Annotated in this window: 16 protein-coding genes and 1 riboswitch; of the genes, 4 read left to right on the plus strand and 12 right to left on the minus strand. The window is 33.0% G+C overall.

The genetic code is table 11. The features are described 5' to 3' along the window. Positions 1–30: 30 nt before the first annotated feature. Entirely contained in the window at positions 31–906 is an 876-nt protein-coding gene (locus ACLTBU_RS06735; RefSeq protein ID WP_412218279.1) for a DMT family transporter, read from the minus strand. Between the two features lie 124 nt (positions 907–1,030). Between ACLTBU_RS06735 and ACLTBU_RS06740 the strand changes: the two genes are divergently transcribed. Together ACLTBU_RS06740 and ACLTBU_RS06745 are read left to right on the plus strand one after the other, a co-directional pair. After that, a complete protein-coding gene (locus ACLTBU_RS06740) occupies positions 1,031–2,005 on the plus strand; it encodes an alpha/beta hydrolase (RefSeq protein WP_412218281.1) in 975 nt (324 codons plus the stop codon). Between the two features lie 100 nt (positions 2,006–2,105). Beyond that, positions 2,106–2,861, plus strand: coding sequence for an acyl-[acyl-carrier-protein] thioesterase (locus ACLTBU_RS06745; protein WP_412218284.1), 756 nt, complete (start codon positions 2,106–2,108; stop codon positions 2,859–2,861). 47 nt (positions 2,862–2,908) lie between these two features. Here the strand turns inward: ACLTBU_RS06745 and ACLTBU_RS06750 are convergent, their stop codons facing one another. Further along, the gene (locus ACLTBU_RS06750) at positions 2,909–3,082 is read right to left on the minus strand and encodes a DUF6472 family protein (RefSeq protein ID WP_177668798.1); all 174 of its coding nucleotides are present in this window, start codon (positions 3,080–3,082) and stop codon (positions 2,909–2,911) included. A 41-nt stretch (positions 3,083–3,123) separates the two neighbouring features. Continuing rightward, the gene (gene mscL, locus ACLTBU_RS06755; RefSeq protein ID WP_412218287.1) at positions 3,124–3,612 is read right to left on the minus strand and encodes a large-conductance mechanosensitive channel protein MscL; all 489 of its coding nucleotides are present in this window, start codon (positions 3,610–3,612) and stop codon (positions 3,124–3,126) included. A 183-nt stretch (positions 3,613–3,795) separates the two neighbouring features. Between mscL and ACLTBU_RS06760 the strand changes: the two genes are divergently transcribed. Both ACLTBU_RS06760 and ACLTBU_RS06765 read left to right on the plus strand, forming a co-directional pair. Beyond that, positions 3,796–4,164 (plus strand): ArsR/SmtB family transcription factor, encoded by a 369-nt coding sequence (locus ACLTBU_RS06760; protein WP_412218290.1) that lies wholly within the window; start codon positions 3,796–3,798, stop codon positions 4,162–4,164. 2 nt (positions 4,165–4,166) lie between these two features. Further along, positions 4,167–4,931 carry a 4Fe-4S binding protein gene (locus ACLTBU_RS06765; RefSeq protein ID WP_412218292.1) on the plus strand — a complete coding sequence of 255 codons (765 nt, stop codon included), beginning with the start codon at positions 4,167–4,169 and terminating at the stop codon, positions 4,929–4,931. A 151-nt stretch (positions 4,932–5,082) separates the two neighbouring features. Here ACLTBU_RS06765 and ACLTBU_RS06770 read toward each other — a convergent pair whose 3' ends face one another. From ACLTBU_RS06770 to ACLTBU_RS06810, 9 genes are all read right to left on the minus strand, one after another. Next, positions 5,083–6,630: a Na+/H+ antiporter NhaC family protein gene (locus ACLTBU_RS06770; RefSeq protein WP_412218294.1), complete on the minus strand. Its 1,548-nt coding sequence runs from the start codon at positions 6,628–6,630 to the stop codon at positions 5,083–5,085. A gap of 133 nt (positions 6,631–6,763) precedes the next feature. Further along, a riboswitch (Lysine riboswitch) is annotated at positions 6,764–6,940 on the minus strand. Between the two features lie 119 nt (positions 6,941–7,059). Next, entirely contained in the window at positions 7,060–8,298 is a 1,239-nt protein-coding gene (locus tag ACLTBU_RS06775; protein ID WP_412218297.1) for an NAD(P)-dependent oxidoreductase, read from the minus strand. 206 nt (positions 8,299–8,504) lie between these two features. Then, positions 8,505–9,560 (minus strand): ABC transporter substrate-binding protein, encoded by a 1,056-nt coding sequence (locus tag ACLTBU_RS06780; protein ID WP_412218299.1) that lies wholly within the window; start codon positions 9,558–9,560, stop codon positions 8,505–8,507. A gap of 230 nt (positions 9,561–9,790) precedes the next feature. Continuing rightward, positions 9,791–10,144, minus strand: coding sequence for a hypothetical protein (locus ACLTBU_RS06785; protein ID WP_177668808.1), 354 nt, complete (start codon positions 10,142–10,144; stop codon positions 9,791–9,793). Between the two features lie 83 nt (positions 10,145–10,227). After that, positions 10,228–11,163 (minus strand): RluA family pseudouridine synthase, encoded by a 936-nt coding sequence (locus tag ACLTBU_RS06790; protein WP_412218301.1) that lies wholly within the window; start codon positions 11,161–11,163, stop codon positions 10,228–10,230. A 384-nt stretch (positions 11,164–11,547) separates the two neighbouring features. Next, positions 11,548–11,922, minus strand: a complete 375-nt coding sequence (locus ACLTBU_RS06795; RefSeq protein WP_412218303.1) for a DUF4440 domain-containing protein — start codon at positions 11,920–11,922, stop codon at positions 11,548–11,550. Between the two features lie 197 nt (positions 11,923–12,119). Then, complete coding sequence (locus ACLTBU_RS06800) at positions 12,120–13,307, minus strand: erythromycin esterase family protein (protein ID WP_412218306.1); 1,188 nt, start codon at positions 13,305–13,307, stop codon at positions 12,120–12,122. A 122-nt stretch (positions 13,308–13,429) separates the two neighbouring features. After that, complete coding sequence (locus tag ACLTBU_RS06805) at positions 13,430–13,789, minus strand: helix-turn-helix domain-containing protein (RefSeq protein ID WP_412218308.1); 360 nt, start codon at positions 13,787–13,789, stop codon at positions 13,430–13,432. Between the two features lie 350 nt (positions 13,790–14,139). Further along, entirely contained in the window at positions 14,140–15,753 is a 1,614-nt protein-coding gene (locus tag ACLTBU_RS06810; protein WP_412218311.1) for a recombinase family protein, read from the minus strand. Positions 15,754–16,155: the final 402 nt, after the last annotated feature.

Raw genomic sequence — 16,155 nt, forward strand, 5'->3', positions numbered from 1 at the left:
CCAGCAAACTAAAGATACAATATTGCCTCTTTACTTATTGACGCCTATCTTTAGTTTACCTGTATTATATAAAAACATAAAAATAGCCATTCCACAAATGATTACATAACCTAAATCGCTATAAAAATCAGGAATCTGGCCAAATAAGAAGAAACCTAATATTGCTGAAAAAATAATCTGTGAATAATCATAGATTGAAATTTCTTTAGCAGGTGCATAACAATATGCTGCTGTAATAGCAAATTGCCCACCTGCCGCTGCAAGTCCTGCTAATAGTAGATAAATAACCTGAGTTAAAGACATAGCATGATATTGGAAAATGAGGAAAGGTAAAGTGGTTACACATGAAAAGCTTGAAAAGAAGAATACAATAAACGGTCCCTTTTCTCCTCTTTGTCCTAGGATTCTTACGAATGTGTAAGCTGCACCTGCTGCCATACCTCCTGCAAATCCAGCTAAAGCAGGTATAAGTTCTACATTATGAAAGCTAGGTTTAATAATGAACAAGCTACCTACGAATGCCCCTGCTACAGAAATAGCCTGTACCCAATCAATCTTCTCCTTTAACAAGAGATAACTAAATAAGATTGCAAAAAATGGTGACATCTTATTGAGCATAGATGCATCTGCTAAAACCAACTTGTCTATAGCATAAAAATTACATAAAATACCTAATGTCCCAAATGTGGAGCGTAAAATTAATGGTTTTAAATTCTCTTTTTTATAAGAAAATCCTATCTTACTTCTCTTTAAAACAATAGCTGCAAAAATAAGTGCCACTAAATTACGGAAGAAACTCTTTTGAATGGAAGGCAAATCACCTGCCAATCTTACAAAAGCATTCATAAAAGCAAAACTAAATGCAGATAACACAATGTATAATATTCCTTTATATTTTTGATTCATTTTTATACCTCCAATAATATAGTATTATACCATATATCTTTAATTATTTTGATTATCAAATATTTATTTTCATCAAGTTCCATGCTATAATAGGTCCCACCAAATGACTACAAGGAGTATCCTAATGAAAAAAATCAAAATAGTTTTAATTGGAGTTTTAATTTTCATTTTACTTAGTGGTGTAACAATCATAGGTTTTGGTGCCAATTACTTATACAATTTAGCCTTAAATCCTACTACACCAAAGGATTTAATATTTAGTTCAGATGATGAAGCTACTAAAGATTCCGTGAAGCAAAATGAAACAAGCGGTGCTGTAACTATAGATGATAAAACATGGTTACTTGAACATAGTGGTTATCAAGATTTATACATAACCTCCCAAGATGGCTTGAATCTTCACAATTATGTTATTAACAGACCTGATTCAAACAAATGGATTATTACAGTACACGGCTATACATCAGAAGGTCTATCCATGGCTTCCTATGCCAGAACATTCTATGAGATGGGCTATAATGTTATTATTCCAGATTTAAGAGCCCATGGAAAAAGCCAAGGTGACTATATTGGTATGGGCTGGGATGAGCGCCTTGATATAATCGATTTAATTAATTATATTATAGAAAACGATCATAATAGCCAAATTACTCTATTTGGTGTTTCTATGGGTGCTGCAACAGTTATGAATGTTTCAGGTGAAGAACTTCCAAGTAATGTTAAAGCCATTATCGAAGACTGTGGTTATACTTCTGTTTGGGACCAATTCTCTTATCAACTTAATGAATTATTTGGACTTCCAGCTTTCCCAATGATGCATAGTGCCAGCCTAGTTACTAGGCTCCGTGCTGGTTATTGGTTAGGTGAAGCCTCTGTTATCGAGCAAGTTAAAAAGTCTAAAACACCAACTCTATTTATCCACGGTGATGAAGATGATTTTGTTCCATACTCTATGCTTGAAGAACTCTATGAAGCTTCAACTGCTCCAAAAGAAAAGTTAGTTATCAAGGGGGCTGGCCATGCTAAGTCAAGAGAAGTTAATCCAGACTTGTACTGGTCAACTATTACTCAATTTTTGAATAAGTACATGAATGACTAAACAAAAATGCACCTCAGTATTTAACTGGAGTGCATTTTATTGATTAATAAAATTACGGTAATTAAAATAAATAAATTCCATACGAAAGAAGGATTTGTACATGAGTAATAAGTTTAGCAAGCAATATACCATTAATATTTATGATGTAGATTCAAATTATAAATGTAAATATTCATCTCTTATGAATTATTTATGGGATGTGGTTGTCTCACAAAGTGATGCTTTAGGTGAAACGCATAATGGTTTTGTCAATAATTGTGTTTGGGTCTTACTTAAATATGATTTAAATATTTTAGAATACCCAAAGTTTCGTGATACAATTACCGTTGAAACCGATATTGTAGGCATTAAGAAACTCTATGGCTATAGAAGCTTTACAATAAGAAATTCAAAAGGTCATGTTATTGTTTCTGGCCTTTCTACCGCCATACTTATTGATTTTGATAAAAGACGCCCTGTAAAAATGTCACCTGAACAAGTTAAAATCTATGGCATAGAAAAAGAATTAGAAGAAGCCTTTCCGCTAGATGATTTTATAAAGCTTGAAAATCCTACGTATTCGAAGAATTATACCATAAGACACAGTGATATTGATGCAAATAAACACGTAAATAATGTCAAATATATTGAAATGGCAGTAGATACTTTACCTAGAAATCTTTTAAATAACTATGAAATTTCAACTCTGAAAGTTCTATTTAAACAGGAGGCCATGGACGGAAGTTCCTTACATCTTTTCAGTGATGTTATAAATCACGATGCAAGTGACCTTATTACCATTCATACTATATTTGATAAAAACCATGATAAACCTATTACGAAATTAGAATTCAAATGGAAGAAGTCGCTACTATAAAGTAATGCATAAAAATAGAGAGCCCATTAGGCTCTTTATTACTGTTATTAATTTTGTTTACGAACTAAAGTATACTCATCACCTATTTTATAATAGGGACAACGGTTGCTTTGATGATAGTTCATTTTTGCTAAATCATCCTCATCCATGATAAAGTCAATACTGCACACATATTGTTGACTTCCTTCATCATATTCTAAATGCATACAACTCTCACACATTTTATTATTCCTTTGCCTCTACTTTCTTATTTAGTATAACTTTATTCCTTTTGATTTTCTATGGCTAAGCTTACCTCATTTATTAAAGCTTCTTCCTTATTTTCTCGCTGTTCTTTAAGTAAATCCCTAATTTCTCTTAATAATAATTCTTCAGCAGATACTTTAGGTTCTTCCTTAATCTCTTCTTTTATTTCATCTTCCTTTTGTTGTTTCATTTTATTAGCCATTCTTGTGATGAACTTAATTGTAATAAAGATTGAAAAAGCTATAATTAAAAAGTCAAATACATTCTGTAAAAATGAACCATAGTTTATTATAATAGGTTCTAATCCCTCTCTTGGTGGATCCACAACCCATTTCCAGTTAGTAAAACTTACTCTTCCGGTTAATAAACTAAATACTGGCATAATCATGTCATTAACTAATGATGTTACAATTTTTCCAAATGCACCCCCAATGACAACCCCTATTGCCATATCGACTACATTTCCTTTCATTGCAAATGCTTTGAATTCCTTTAATATATTCATTCTATCACCTTTCTTTTATATTCTCTTTATTACTTATAACATACTTTCATCTTTAATCAAATATCTTTAATTGAAGTATCAATATTCATTTAATATTGAACCCGATTTTCTTTACCAATGTTGAATAATAAAAAACTTCAAATTATAATAGTCAATATCTATCGACCATTATAGGAGCTCCATATGCATAAAACAGACTTTGAAAAACAACGTATATTATTCCAAGAAAAATTTATCAAATGCCAACCTGCACTTTCAGCTATAGGAGATGAAACTAGACAGCTTATTATTAAAACTTTAATTGAGCACTGTGGCGAAGGTGGCATTCGTGTTGGTGAAATACAAAAGAGTACAAATATCTCTCGTACAACAGTTTCACATCATCTAAAAATTTTAATGAATGCTGGCATTATTAATGTCCATCAATGTGGCACAATGAACTTTTACTTTCTTGACCCCAAAAGTAGTAGCTTAAAACTAGTCACTGAATTTTGGAAAGAAGCAGAGCAAATAGCTCAACTATGCCCTATAACAAAAAAGGAGGCAACTTAAGCATGAATCTTTATCAAATTTATTTCAGCCCTACAGGCGGCACAAAAAAAGTTGCAGATATTATGAGTAAAACATGGAATTGTCCTAAGATAGAAATCGATTTATCTAACCCAGATATAGATTTTTCCCAGTTTACCTTCTCTACTGATGATCTTTGTATTGTATCTGTTCCTTGCTTTGGTGGACGTGTTCCAGCTGTATCTTTATCTCGCATTAATCAGATGACAGGTGGAAATGCACAGACCATTATAGTAGTAACTTACGGTAATCGTGCCTATGAAGATACCTTAATTGAACTTACAAATACTTTAAAAGCCAGAAGCTTCCACTGTATTGCTGCAATTGCTGCTGTTACAGAACACTCTATTATGCATCAATTTGGTGAAGGACGACCAAATGCTGATGATGAGAGCGAACTCATTAGATTTACAGATAGAATTAGAAAAAAGCTTGAGCAAAACTGTAATTTAAAAGAAATTCAAGTCCCTGGTAATACTTCATATAGAGTCTATAAAGGACTTCCTTTAAAACCGAAAGCAAATAAAAAATGTAGCAAATGTGGATTATGTGCTACAAACTGTCCTACTCAAGCTATTTCTAAAGCTAATCCCTCATCCATCAATAAATCTAAATGTATTTCCTGTATGCGCTGTACTTCTCTTTGCCCACAGCACGCTCGTAATCTTAATAAATTAGCCTTATTGATTGCATCAAAGAAGATGCAAAAAGTATGTGCTACTCCTAAGTCAAATGAACTTTTCCTTTAGATAGCTAGGTGTAGTGGTTGATACGCTCTCCTCTTCTAATCTACTATCATAGTCTTATCAATACATATTTTTTGTAGCAATAAAAAAGAGAGCCTAAGCTCTCTTTTTCATTTATATCCTTATATAAGTATTAAATTCTACTCTATTTATTTTACCCTTGGTGTTTTTTACTTATTTTATTTAATACAACAAGTGTACCTAGTAATAATACAATTGAGCTACCAAGTGTAATCCATACATTGGCTGTAACACCAGCAATAAGATAACCTATGAAACAACATCCTGCTACTACTAAAGTATATGGAATCTGTGAGGATACGTGATCAATGTGATTACATCCTGCTCCAGTGGATGAAAGAATAGTTGTATCTGAAATCGGTGAACAGTGATCTCCAAATACTGCTCCAGCGAGTGTTGCTGCAAGTGTTGCCGTGAGAAGCTCTGGTGCTACTGCTGCACAAATCATTGTTACAATTGGAATAAGGATTCCAAATGTTCCCCAAGATGTTCCCATCGCGAAAGCAAGTCCACCTGCTACAAGGAATACAATAGCTGGTATAATTGCTGGTGGCATATTAGATGCTGCTACTAAACCACCTACAAATTCTCCTGTATTTAAAAGTTCCCTACATACACCACTGATTGTCCATGCTAGTGTTAGAATAATGAAGGCACCTACCATTGATTTTACACCAATGCCTATACCATCCATAAATTCTTTAAATGTAATAACTTTACGTGGTACAAAAAGAAGGAATGCTACGATAAGTGCACCAAATCCTGCAAGTGCAAGAGCACTACCTGCATCTGTATTTCCAAAGCCTTCTGCTATGGTCATCCCCCCTTCAAAGTATCCACCTACATAAAGCATAGAAAATACTGCAAAGATAATAAGAGCAAGAATAGGAATAATTAAATCATATACTTTCCCTTTAGAAGAAATTTTCACTCTAGAAAGCTCATCCTCTTCGCCTTCTGAAGCTGCCATCCCTTTATGCTCCTTACCTTCTCTAGCTGCTTTTTCAAATTTGGCCATTGGGCCAAACTCAATATTTGTTACACAAAGTACAATAACCATAATTAAAGTTAAAATAGCATAAAGGTTATATGGGATAGTTGCCATGAAAGTTTCCATCCCATTAAGAGGTACCCCGTTTACATCTAATCCACTCATTTGTGAAACAACTGAAGCTGCCCATGATGAAATCGGTGCTATAATACAAATTGGTGCTGCTGTAGCATCAATAATATAAGCAAGTTTAGCTCTTGAAATTTGATGTTTATCTGCTACCGGTCTCATAACTGTACCAATTGTTAAACAGTTAAAATAGTCATCTATAAAGATCAGGCCACCTAATAATGCTGTACCAAATTGTGCGCCTCTTTTTGATTTAATTTTATTTCCTGCCCAATCTCCATAAGCTTTGGAACCACCTGCCATTGTAATAACAGCAACAAGTGCACCTAAGAATCCTAAGAATAAAATGATTGATGCATTAGCCCCTAATTTCTCAGCCATTAATGTAAAAGTTACATCTACAGCCTTAACTATACCACCACCAGTATTAAAAGCATAAATAAGTGTTCCTGATAAAATTCCTACGATTAATGAAGAAATAACCTCTTTTGTCATTAACGCTAACGCGATCGCTATAATTGGTGGTAAAATTGATAACCACCCAATATCAATTGCCTCCATATTTATCTCCCTTCAATTTCTTGTAATGTATTTAATTCAAATAAAAAAGTCTTGAGCAAATCACTCAAGACTTTTTTATCTCCGATTAGTAAATACCCAAACACTGGTTATTACTCTCATTTAACAAATAGACTTTCGTGATAGCTCCCCACAAATTAAATTTGTGACAGTGTTATGTATCTTCTACATAACCCCAACGTTATAGTATTAAAGCATTAACTATACGCTTCGGCGACTTCTCCTTTTTGTTTGCTTCAACGTGCTTAACTCCACAAACATACTCTTAGATATCGCAACCTCTATCTACTTTTTATTTAATTGTTATTTCTTTTCATACTATATACTATAAAATTAATCTTGTAAAGTACAATTTTTACATAAACTCGTATAATATGACATTTTTTTGCTAGTACTATCTTCTATTTAAGCTTATTTACCTTTATTTTTTATGTATGTTTCAATACTTTCAGCAACCACCTTTGAATGTGCTACTGCTTCTACAACAGTTCTTGCCCCAAGAACAACATCACCTGATGCAAATACACCTTCTCTTGTTGTATGCCCTGTTTCATCTGCTTTTAATAAGCCTATTGTATTTGTCTCTAGCCCTCTAGTATTCATAACAATATTATTTTTAGGAGACTGACTTACAGCTACTATGATTGAATCACATTCATATAACTTTTCTGTTCCTTCAAGATAAGTTAATGTTTCCACTCCATTTTCATCAATTTCACTCTTTGTATCTACATAAATAATGCCTTCATCTATTAATTCAACCGGCTGCTTAAGATACTCAAATTGTACACCATCTTTAATGGCTCCATCTCTTTCAGCCTTTGTACAAGTCATTGTTTCAGGTACACTTCTATAAATGATATGAACTTCATCTGCACCATTTCTCTTTGCTGTTCTTGCTGCATCCATAGCAACATCTCCTGCACCTATTACACAAACTTTACGCCCAAGATCATAGACATGAGGTGCTTTTAAATAGTCAATTGCATAATGAACATGTCCTAGTGTCTCTCCTTTAATATCTAGCGTTCTAGGATTCCATACACCTGTCCCTATGAAAATAGCTTCATAGCCATCATTAAAAAGTTTCTCTAAGGTTACAACAGGTCCTATTACAATATTGGGACGTATCTTAACACCTAATTCTTTAAGCTTTTTCTCATATTTATCTATCAAACTATTTGATAATCTATATTCAGGAATGCCGTATCTAAGTACGCCACCTATTTTTTCATGTGCCTCAAATATTGTCACTTTATAACCTTTAAGTGCTAATATAAAGGCTATTGTAATACCTGCTGGCCCTCCACCTATAATTGCAACTCTTTCCTTTTCTTTCTTCGGAACTTCAAATTGAACATGGTCTAAGTAATAATTTGAAACATACTCTTCTATACTGCAAAATTCTACAGGATCATCTTTAATCCCTCTTATACAGTTTCCTACACATTGACTCTCATGTGGACATACAATGGCACAGACAACAGACAGTGGATTATTCTCAAATAATATTTTCCCTGCTTCTATAAGCTTTTGCTCTTTAAATAATTGAATAACTTCTGGAACTGAAGTTGAAATTGGGCAATGACTCTTACATTTAGGCTTTTTACATAAATAACATCTTTCTGATTCTAATAATAACTTTTCCATCTCTGACTTTTACCTTCTTTTTATTCAAATCTACTTTTCACTTACATAACTATTATTTTTACTAATAAATAATAGTTATCCTATAATTGCCATTTTATTATACCATGGGTTATTTATTTTTCAAACTTTGTTTTATAATAAGACCAAAAATATCCTAGAACCTAATCATTGATGATTAGGCTCTAGGATATTTCCCTTTTATAGTATTATTCACTTACCTTAATTTCTGTCCATATACCATCATACATTTTCTTCACATCAAGTGAGAACGGTACATATAATTCACTTAAGTCCATCATTTCCTTTGTCATATAAGCATTAGGATTATTTCTCACATGTTCTGGTTGCTCAAGTCTTGCTTCTTTATTAGGTGTAGTGTATCCAATTTCATCAGCTATTCTTAATGCACTTTCTTTATCACTAACGAAATTAATAAACTTCTCAGCTCCCTCAACATTTTTGGCATTAGCAGGGATACATAAGCTATCAATCCAGAAGTTTACTCCTTCTTTTGGTATCGTATACACTAGGTTTGGATACTCATCTTGAAGATTGAGTCCTTCTCCAGACCAAATCATATTGAGTGCAGTCTCTCCTGTAGCTATCATGGATGTTCCATTATCAACGCCATAGATAGGATCTACTAATTTTCTTTGTTCTAATAATAGTTGCTTAGCTTCTTCAAGCTCTCCAGGATTCTCTGAGTTCAGTGAATAACCTAGCTTCTTTAAAGCTGCTCCAATGGTATCTCTATAGGTATCAAACATGAAAACCTTATTTTTGTACTTCTCATCCCATAGAATATCCCAACTGTCTACTTCTTCTGTTACCACATTCTTATCATAAATAATACCTATTGTCCCAAACATATAGGGCACTGAATATTTATTACCTGGGTCTATCTCTAAGTTTAAATACTCTTCATCCATCTGAGCTATATTAGGTATATTCTCCTTGTTAAGCTCCTGAAGAAGCCCTCCATCAATCATTTTTGGCATTAAGGCATCTGAAACTAAAATGACATCATATTGAGCATTACTCTCCGCAATTTTTAGATACATTGTATCCATATCATCAAAAGTACTCATTTTTACCTTTATGCCATATTCTTCTTCAAATTGTTTTAAGGTTTCTTTATCTATATTTTCCCCGTAATTAAAGAAGGTAATAGATTCTGAACTCTGGCCACTACATCCTACCAATAATATAGCTGCTACGAGCACAGAACCTGCTAAACTTAGTAATTTCATTAATTTACTCATATTGATTATTTATCCTTTCATTTATGTTTCCTATATTAAAGTAGGTCTTTCTTATAGTACTTTATAGTCTAACTTGATTATTATAATATATCTTGCTTAATACGAAAAGGATAATTTTTATCACTTAGTTATTTTTCTCTTCATTTTCCAGTATGATAGTTCTTTTCATACAAAAAATCCTAGAGCATCTCTCAATTTATGCCCCAGGACTCAATTGTACTTTTCAGATTTTAGTAAGGCGAATAAGGATATGAAGGGGCATAGTATGGATATGGTGGAGCATAATATGGATATGGTAATAATGTTAATGCTAACAAATTAGCAAGTAAATAATTTCTGCGGTTAAATCTTCTATATCTTGTAGGATTCCCATATTGCCTCTGGGCACTATATTCATTCCCACTTCCTCCAACCATTACGTCCTCACCAACAAGAACATTAACCTTATCTGGCTCTACACTTTCAATAATACCGTCAACTTCACTTCCATCTTTCATTTTTAATATAACATGATAAGACATCATTTGTTTACATTGATTATATAGACTCTGTACATTTGTACTATTATTTGCTTCTAATCTCAATTTTTACCAACTCCTTTCTATACTATAATATTAATTTATAAACAAAATGTTCTATTTCAAAACAAAAACCTTCAATTATCCTATTACAACTTAGCGACTAAATCACATGATTCATTACTTGATCTTTGCATCAGTATTGCCATATCCTTAGGAAGAGGTGCTGTTATCCTCTTATACTCTCCAGTAATTGGATGGTAAAAAGAACATGATGCGGCATGTAATGCCTGTCTTGTTAACATATGATTACTTTCATTGTATAAAAAATCTCCAAGAAGAGGGTGCCCAATAGAAGCCATATGAACACGTATCTGATGGGTGCGCCCCGTCTCTAATTGTAATGCGACAACTGATACTGCCTTTCCTTCTACTTGAAGCTCTTCAAGCTTACAATAATGCGTTATTGCATGCTTGCCTTCTTTTTCATCTATTTTCCGTTTAATAATCGTTCCTTCCTCTCGCCCAATAGGTAGATCAATCGTTCCTTCTTCTTTTGTAATCCCTTCTACAAAAGCTACGTAGGTCCTGCTTAATCCCCTCTCTTTCATTCTCTTTGATAAGATACTTGCACTTATCAAGTTCTTTGCAAGAATCGTTACCCCTGTGGTATCTCGGTCTAATCGATTAATACATCGAAATATATAAGGTTTATTCTGTTGCTGATAATAGTGTACAACACCATTGGCCAAGGTATTATTATAATTATTAACAGATGGATGAATAGGCATATCATAGGGTTTATTTAATACCAAGATATCTTCATCTTCATATAAAATATCTAACTGCAATTCCTTTGGAACAATATTTTCAGAAGATCCCTGCTCTGTTAAACATATCTCTAAGATATCTCCTGTGTTTAAGATTTCATTTACACCTGCCCAAGTACCATTTTTCTGAATCCCTGTTTTTGTTTTCTTTAATTCTATAATAACTGCTCTTGAATATTCCTTCTCCTTTAAAAACATACTAATACATTTACCATTATGTTGCTCTTCTATCTTATATTGTATCCTTCTTGTCATCTGTTTTCCCTACTCTTTTCATTCTAGTTGAAGTATAATCATTTAATGCTTTTATTATAGCATAAGCTTGAAATAACCTACCTCAAATACCTCACTCGTTAGCCCTAACGTAATTCTTTGCCTAGTCATTAAACAGCGTTCTTTATTCTTCTACATCCAAACTCACGTTTAAAAGTTTGTAAACTTCATTTTGAAAAAAATAAAAAAAGACACTCCATCCTCCAAGAAGTAGCGTCTTTTCTAAATAGTTATTCATTCCAATAACTCTAAAATAAAACAAACGTCTCATTTTAGAAATGCTTAGTAGTTAACAGATCCTAAGTATTTTTTATATAGTTATAGTATACATCCTTAGTAGAATTTTACCCCCACTATATCAAATATTTATTCATTTATTTTTGTTCCTTGATGAAAAATCATCTTCCATTGTAGGTCTTGGTTTCTCCATATAGAGCTTCGTAAAGAATATTTCTTGGTTTCCATACTATATTTAACAAGCATATAAGTTGCTAAAATACATTCTTTACTAATCCATTTTATTTTAAAATCTAATATCCTCCAATTATCCACTTCTAAATTTATTTGAGTATCTATTACTTTATCTTTATCATAAATATATATATTGCCTGAACTACAGAATTCTACAAATTCTCCATCTAGTAGTTCTTCTAGTTGCTGCTTTGAACATCGTACTTCAGGATTAAGTAGTCTTTCTTCTAATGTGAGTATAAGTTCTTCTACTTCTATACCATCATTCATATTAATCCCTCTCTTCTATCACTTATTTAGGTTACGGTTCGCCGTGCTAATTGCATATGTGACCTTTTATATGTAAAGCACTGTTGCAAACATATCACTACCATATAACACTACTCTAAGTCCTATTTCAATCAAAAGATTAACGATTTTATTGATTTAATCCTCCACTACTAACTTTGCATTAGGCTCATACCTCTTTATTTTTCTGTGATTATTTTAGTGGGGGTTGCATCTGCTACAAATATCATACTATCGTAAAGTACAGCAGGTGGTTGAAACATTCGGTAACTTGGAGGAAGAAGACGCATAAACCAAGAATAACCTTCTCCAAGAGTACCCATATAGGTGTATTGCGAAATCAGTTCATATAGCTCTGAATTCTCAGGTATATCTGCAAAATCTAACCAACAAATATCTAACCCAGCCATTTTTGCTGTTTTAGCCAATGGATTATGGGAGTAAAATACTTGATTTGTACGCTTTGTAGAGGAGTTGGTTGGCATATTACAACGAGTTCTATAAAAATCTGTGCCTATTACATAGTAATCATTGTCTATTTCACTTGAAAGCAACTTGCCCATAGAATCAAAGCTACCCCATTTAGCTACATGACTGTTATGCCCCGTAACAAAGATACGTTCGCAACCCCTCTGTTGCTCTTGCTGTAAGATCCATTGGACATTCTCAGCCATGAATCTATCTCTTAATGTACTGCCCTCTGTGTCTGTTATGACTTGAAGTTCACAATATTGCAATAGCATATCTGCAAAATGTATTGCTTGAGCAGAATCTTTCTTACTCTTAAGTTCATTTTTAATTTGTGTTATGATTTCTATTCGAGTCGGGTAATCAAATTCACTATTCCAGTCTTCACCATCCATAAGTTGTTGTAAAATCTTAGTATCTATTCCCTGTTCCTTGCAGGCTTCATTTAAGAATTGAAAATTATATGCATATCTTTGCATATCAAAACCATAGAAACGCAAATCTAAATCATCCGAGACATTGTCATTATACTGTCGCATATACGAAATAAGCTCAGCCATCTCATCTGTGCGGTATATGTCAAAACCAATAGCTGCCGCTGCCTCTTGAGCAGTTCCTTCGCCACCATGTATGTATCGATTTACTTGCTCACAGCCACCATAGTCGCCCTCAAGCACAAATGCTCTTACGCCATAATTTTCCACCATCTGCTTGAATACATCAAGCTTAAGCTGTTGGAATTCTACATTACCATGTGTAGCCTCTCCCAAAGCTATTATTTTTGCATTTTCTGGTACGGTTATATCTTCCACCGACTGTGCATATTTCACAAACTCTTCTGGATTTGCATTTTCTCCTGTACTAAAACCACCGAAGTGCATAAATATAAGTACTATCAAAACTATTACTCCTAATAGTCCAAACACTATACACCATATCTTAGAATGTTTTGTTCTTTTTTTCATAAATGATATTTCCTCTTATATTTGATATAAATTTCCCTACGTCACGCCTATCATATTTATTGCACTTCGTGTAATAGTTCTTCAGCAGAAATTTCGAATAATTTGGCAAGTGCAATTAAATTAGAGGTGCTTGGGTCAGATGTTCCATTCTCCCATTTGGATACTGCTTGCCTGCTTACACCTATTGCCTCTGCAACAAACTCTTGAGTCATATTACAGTCTGATCGATGCTGTTTTAAAACTTCACCAAGAGATTTTCTGATGCTTGACTTTTCTTTTCTAACATCTCCTGATTTGATATATTTAATTAGTGCTTTCATGATAAGTATACCTACACCGATAAAACATATTATCACTGTCAGTCCAATAAGAAGTATTCCACCAAAAATGACTACTCCTAAAAAATCAAGTTTCATACTATCAACTCCTTTCTTGGATTTACTATACTAATATTTTTTGGTTGACACCACCAACTATAACGCTATTTTCAGTTGCACTTCGGTTGCAAAGGTGAAATAGCACTATTTTATGATTAAAAGAACATAAAGAATATATAAATAATTTCCACTCAACAAATATCTGTTTTAAACTTTTCCCTAATTATATCACAACTTTCAATCTTATCTTTCTCCCCCATAAATTTTGTCGCAAATAAAAAGAAGAAGCATCCTTATTGGACACTTCCTCTGAATATGAACTTGCATTTAAAAATATTTTCGCTGTATGATATGGTCTATGCTCCAACCTTTTTTACATCTCACTACTACTAACCACTTTTATTCCTTACACTCATTAAACCTAAAAAAGGGGCACATTTATTTGTGGTAAGGTTCTGCTTATCACACCATTTGGGAAAACCAAGTTCAAAATTAAAGTGGATTGACTTGATATGCTTTTCCTCCACTTGAATTTGATATATTAGTTTTCTGACAATCTCTTTTTGATTTACTTCTGGCATCAATTTAAATGCTTTACCTATTGATTGTAATATCTTAGAAACTTCCTCTGTATTAATAGTTTGAGCTTGGAATTTTATTATATTTTCTTCTATTTCTCTTATCTGATTTTCTACATTATTAATTTGGTCTGATACTTCTTGAATCCTACCTCTAATAATTTTTTTATATCCTTCATCACCTTCAATTAATTCATCTATGAGCTTATTTTGTTTGGATTTTAAATTATCTGCCTCATCTTTTTTGCGTTTACTCACTTTTAAAAGTGATTCTACTTGCTCCTGTGTATCATTCAGCCCTCTTAATATTTTATTTCTAAAGTTTTCTTCATTTACTATTCTTTCAAAAATATCGCAGAATTCTTCCTCTATTTTATCTTTGCGTATTAAATGAGCTCGACACCCTGCCTTTTTATTATGATACTGATTGCATCCGTAGTACCAATACTCTTTGCCTTTGCTTGTCATTCGCTGAGCAGACATGCCATAACCACACTTAGGACATCTTAATACCCCACTTAACATGTGATCTCCAGTAAATTGTTTTACATTATGTCTTGGATTATTTTCAATCATTTCCTGCACTTTATCAAATGTTTGCGGGTCTATAATTGCCTCATGTACTCCATCAACCTCTATAACATTTTCATTATACTGTCTTTTTCTACGTCTATCATCGTCTAGGTAAGACCAATTTTTTAATTTACCCCATCTTATCTTACCTTTATAGGTCACATTCATTAAGATGCCCTTAACGCTATTTCCACTAAACTCCTTTCCTTTTGCAGTTTTATACCCATTTTCATTTAATTGCTTAGCAATTGTTTTATAGCCATTGCCTTTAAGGTATTCTCGAAAGATAAATTCTACTATTTCTCTCTGCTGTTCATTAACAATAAGTTTTTTATCCTTTAAACTATATCCTAAAGGTACTACCCCTCCATTCCATTGTCCTAATCTAGCTTTTTGTTCCATTCCCCCCTTAACATTACTTACAATAGTTTCTCTTTCATTTTGCGCTATTATGCCTAACAAAAAAGCCATAAGTTCCCCAGTAACAACACTTGTATCTATTGATTCTTTAATGCTAATTAAAACCCCTTCATTCTTTTTTAGCAAATCAACAATATTTACTGTATCTGCTGTATTTCTACTGAGCCTGCTCAATTTCCAAACAACAATACCTTGTGCCTCCTTATTTCTTATATACCTTAATGCTTTTTTTAGACCTGGCCTTCCTTCAATATCTTTTCCTGATATTCCTTCATCTGAACATATATCAATTACCTCTAACCCCCTAATTTTACACTCATTTACAGCCTCATAAGTTTGATTTTCCAAGCTATACCCTTCTCTTGCTTGTTCTTCCGTAGAGACCCTTGTATACACAACCACCTTTTTAATCTCTTGTTTCTCTTTTTCCATTTTATCTTACCTTTCTTTTCTATTTTTAGTGTTGGTATTATACCGTACTTCTTTTTAGAAGTGTCGTATTGATGCATTACTTTTCTAACTCTTTTAGTAACTCCTGTTTGCCGTATGTATCTAATAGAACCTGAATGCCTTTACCTAATTCTTTTATAAATTCTTTCATCTTTTCCTCTTGTATCTCTTCATCGGACAACAGTAATTTTTTTAGCATACCCCACCTGCTTATCTAAGAATTTCAGAATAAATTTCTGATACCCCTTATAAGCAATCTCTTGTTTCATTACCTAATTTTATTTTTCACTACAGTTAACGCACTTTTACATACAGTTAAAAACATGAAAAAAAGCAGTTTAAGTTTTCAAACCTCGTATACTTATACGAATCAAAAATCTTAAA

Origin of the sequence: Zhenhengia sp. (assembly GCF_046966505.1) — a bacterium.
Classification (GTDB): domain Bacteria; phylum Bacillota; class Clostridia; order Lachnospirales; family Cellulosilyticaceae; genus Zhenhengia; species Zhenhengia yiwuensis.

Excerpts from the sequence above, each read along its gene's own strand:
- ACLTBU_RS06770 (WP_412218294.1), bottom strand. The coding sequence starts at position 6,630 with ATGGAGGCAATTGATATTGGGTGGTTATCAATTTTACCACCAATTATA.
- ACLTBU_RS06735 (WP_412218279.1), bottom strand. The coding sequence starts at position 906 with ATGAATCAAAAATATAAAGGAATATTATACATTGTGTTATCTGCATTT.
- ACLTBU_RS06775 (WP_412218297.1), bottom strand. The coding sequence starts at position 8,298 with ATGGAAAAGTTATTATTAGAATCAGAAAGATGTTATTTATGTAAAAAG.
- ACLTBU_RS06740 (WP_412218281.1), top strand. The coding sequence starts at position 1,031 with ATGAAAAAAATCAAAATAGTTTTAATTGGAGTTTTAATTTTCATTTTA.
- ACLTBU_RS06780 (WP_412218299.1), bottom strand. The coding sequence starts at position 9,560 with ATGAGTAAATTAATGAAATTACTAAGTTTAGCAGGTTCTGTGCTCGTA.
- ACLTBU_RS06745 (WP_412218284.1), top strand. The coding sequence starts at position 2,106 with ATGAGTAATAAGTTTAGCAAGCAATATACCATTAATATTTATGATGTA.
- ACLTBU_RS06765 (WP_412218292.1), top strand. The coding sequence starts at position 4,167 with ATGAATCTTTATCAAATTTATTTCAGCCCTACAGGCGGCACAAAAAAA.
- ACLTBU_RS06795 (WP_412218303.1), bottom strand. The coding sequence starts at position 11,922 with ATGAATGATGGTATAGAAGTAGAAGAACTTATACTCACATTAGAAGAA.
- ACLTBU_RS06810 (WP_412218311.1), bottom strand. The coding sequence starts at position 15,753 with ATGGAAAAAGAGAAACAAGAGATTAAAAAGGTGGTTGTGTATACAAGG.
- ACLTBU_RS06805 (WP_412218308.1), bottom strand. The coding sequence starts at position 13,789 with ATGAAACTTGATTTTTTAGGAGTAGTCATTTTTGGTGGAATACTTCTT.
- mscL (WP_412218287.1), bottom strand. The coding sequence starts at position 3,612 with ATGAATATATTAAAGGAATTCAAAGCATTTGCAATGAAAGGAAATGTA.
- ACLTBU_RS06790 (WP_412218301.1), bottom strand. The coding sequence starts at position 11,163 with ATGACAAGAAGGATACAATATAAGATAGAAGAGCAACATAATGGTAAA.
- ACLTBU_RS06750 (WP_177668798.1), bottom strand. The coding sequence starts at position 3,082 with ATGTGTGAGAGTTGTATGCATTTAGAATATGATGAAGGAAGTCAACAA.
- ACLTBU_RS06760 (WP_412218290.1), top strand. The coding sequence starts at position 3,796 with ATGCATAAAACAGACTTTGAAAAACAACGTATATTATTCCAAGAAAAA.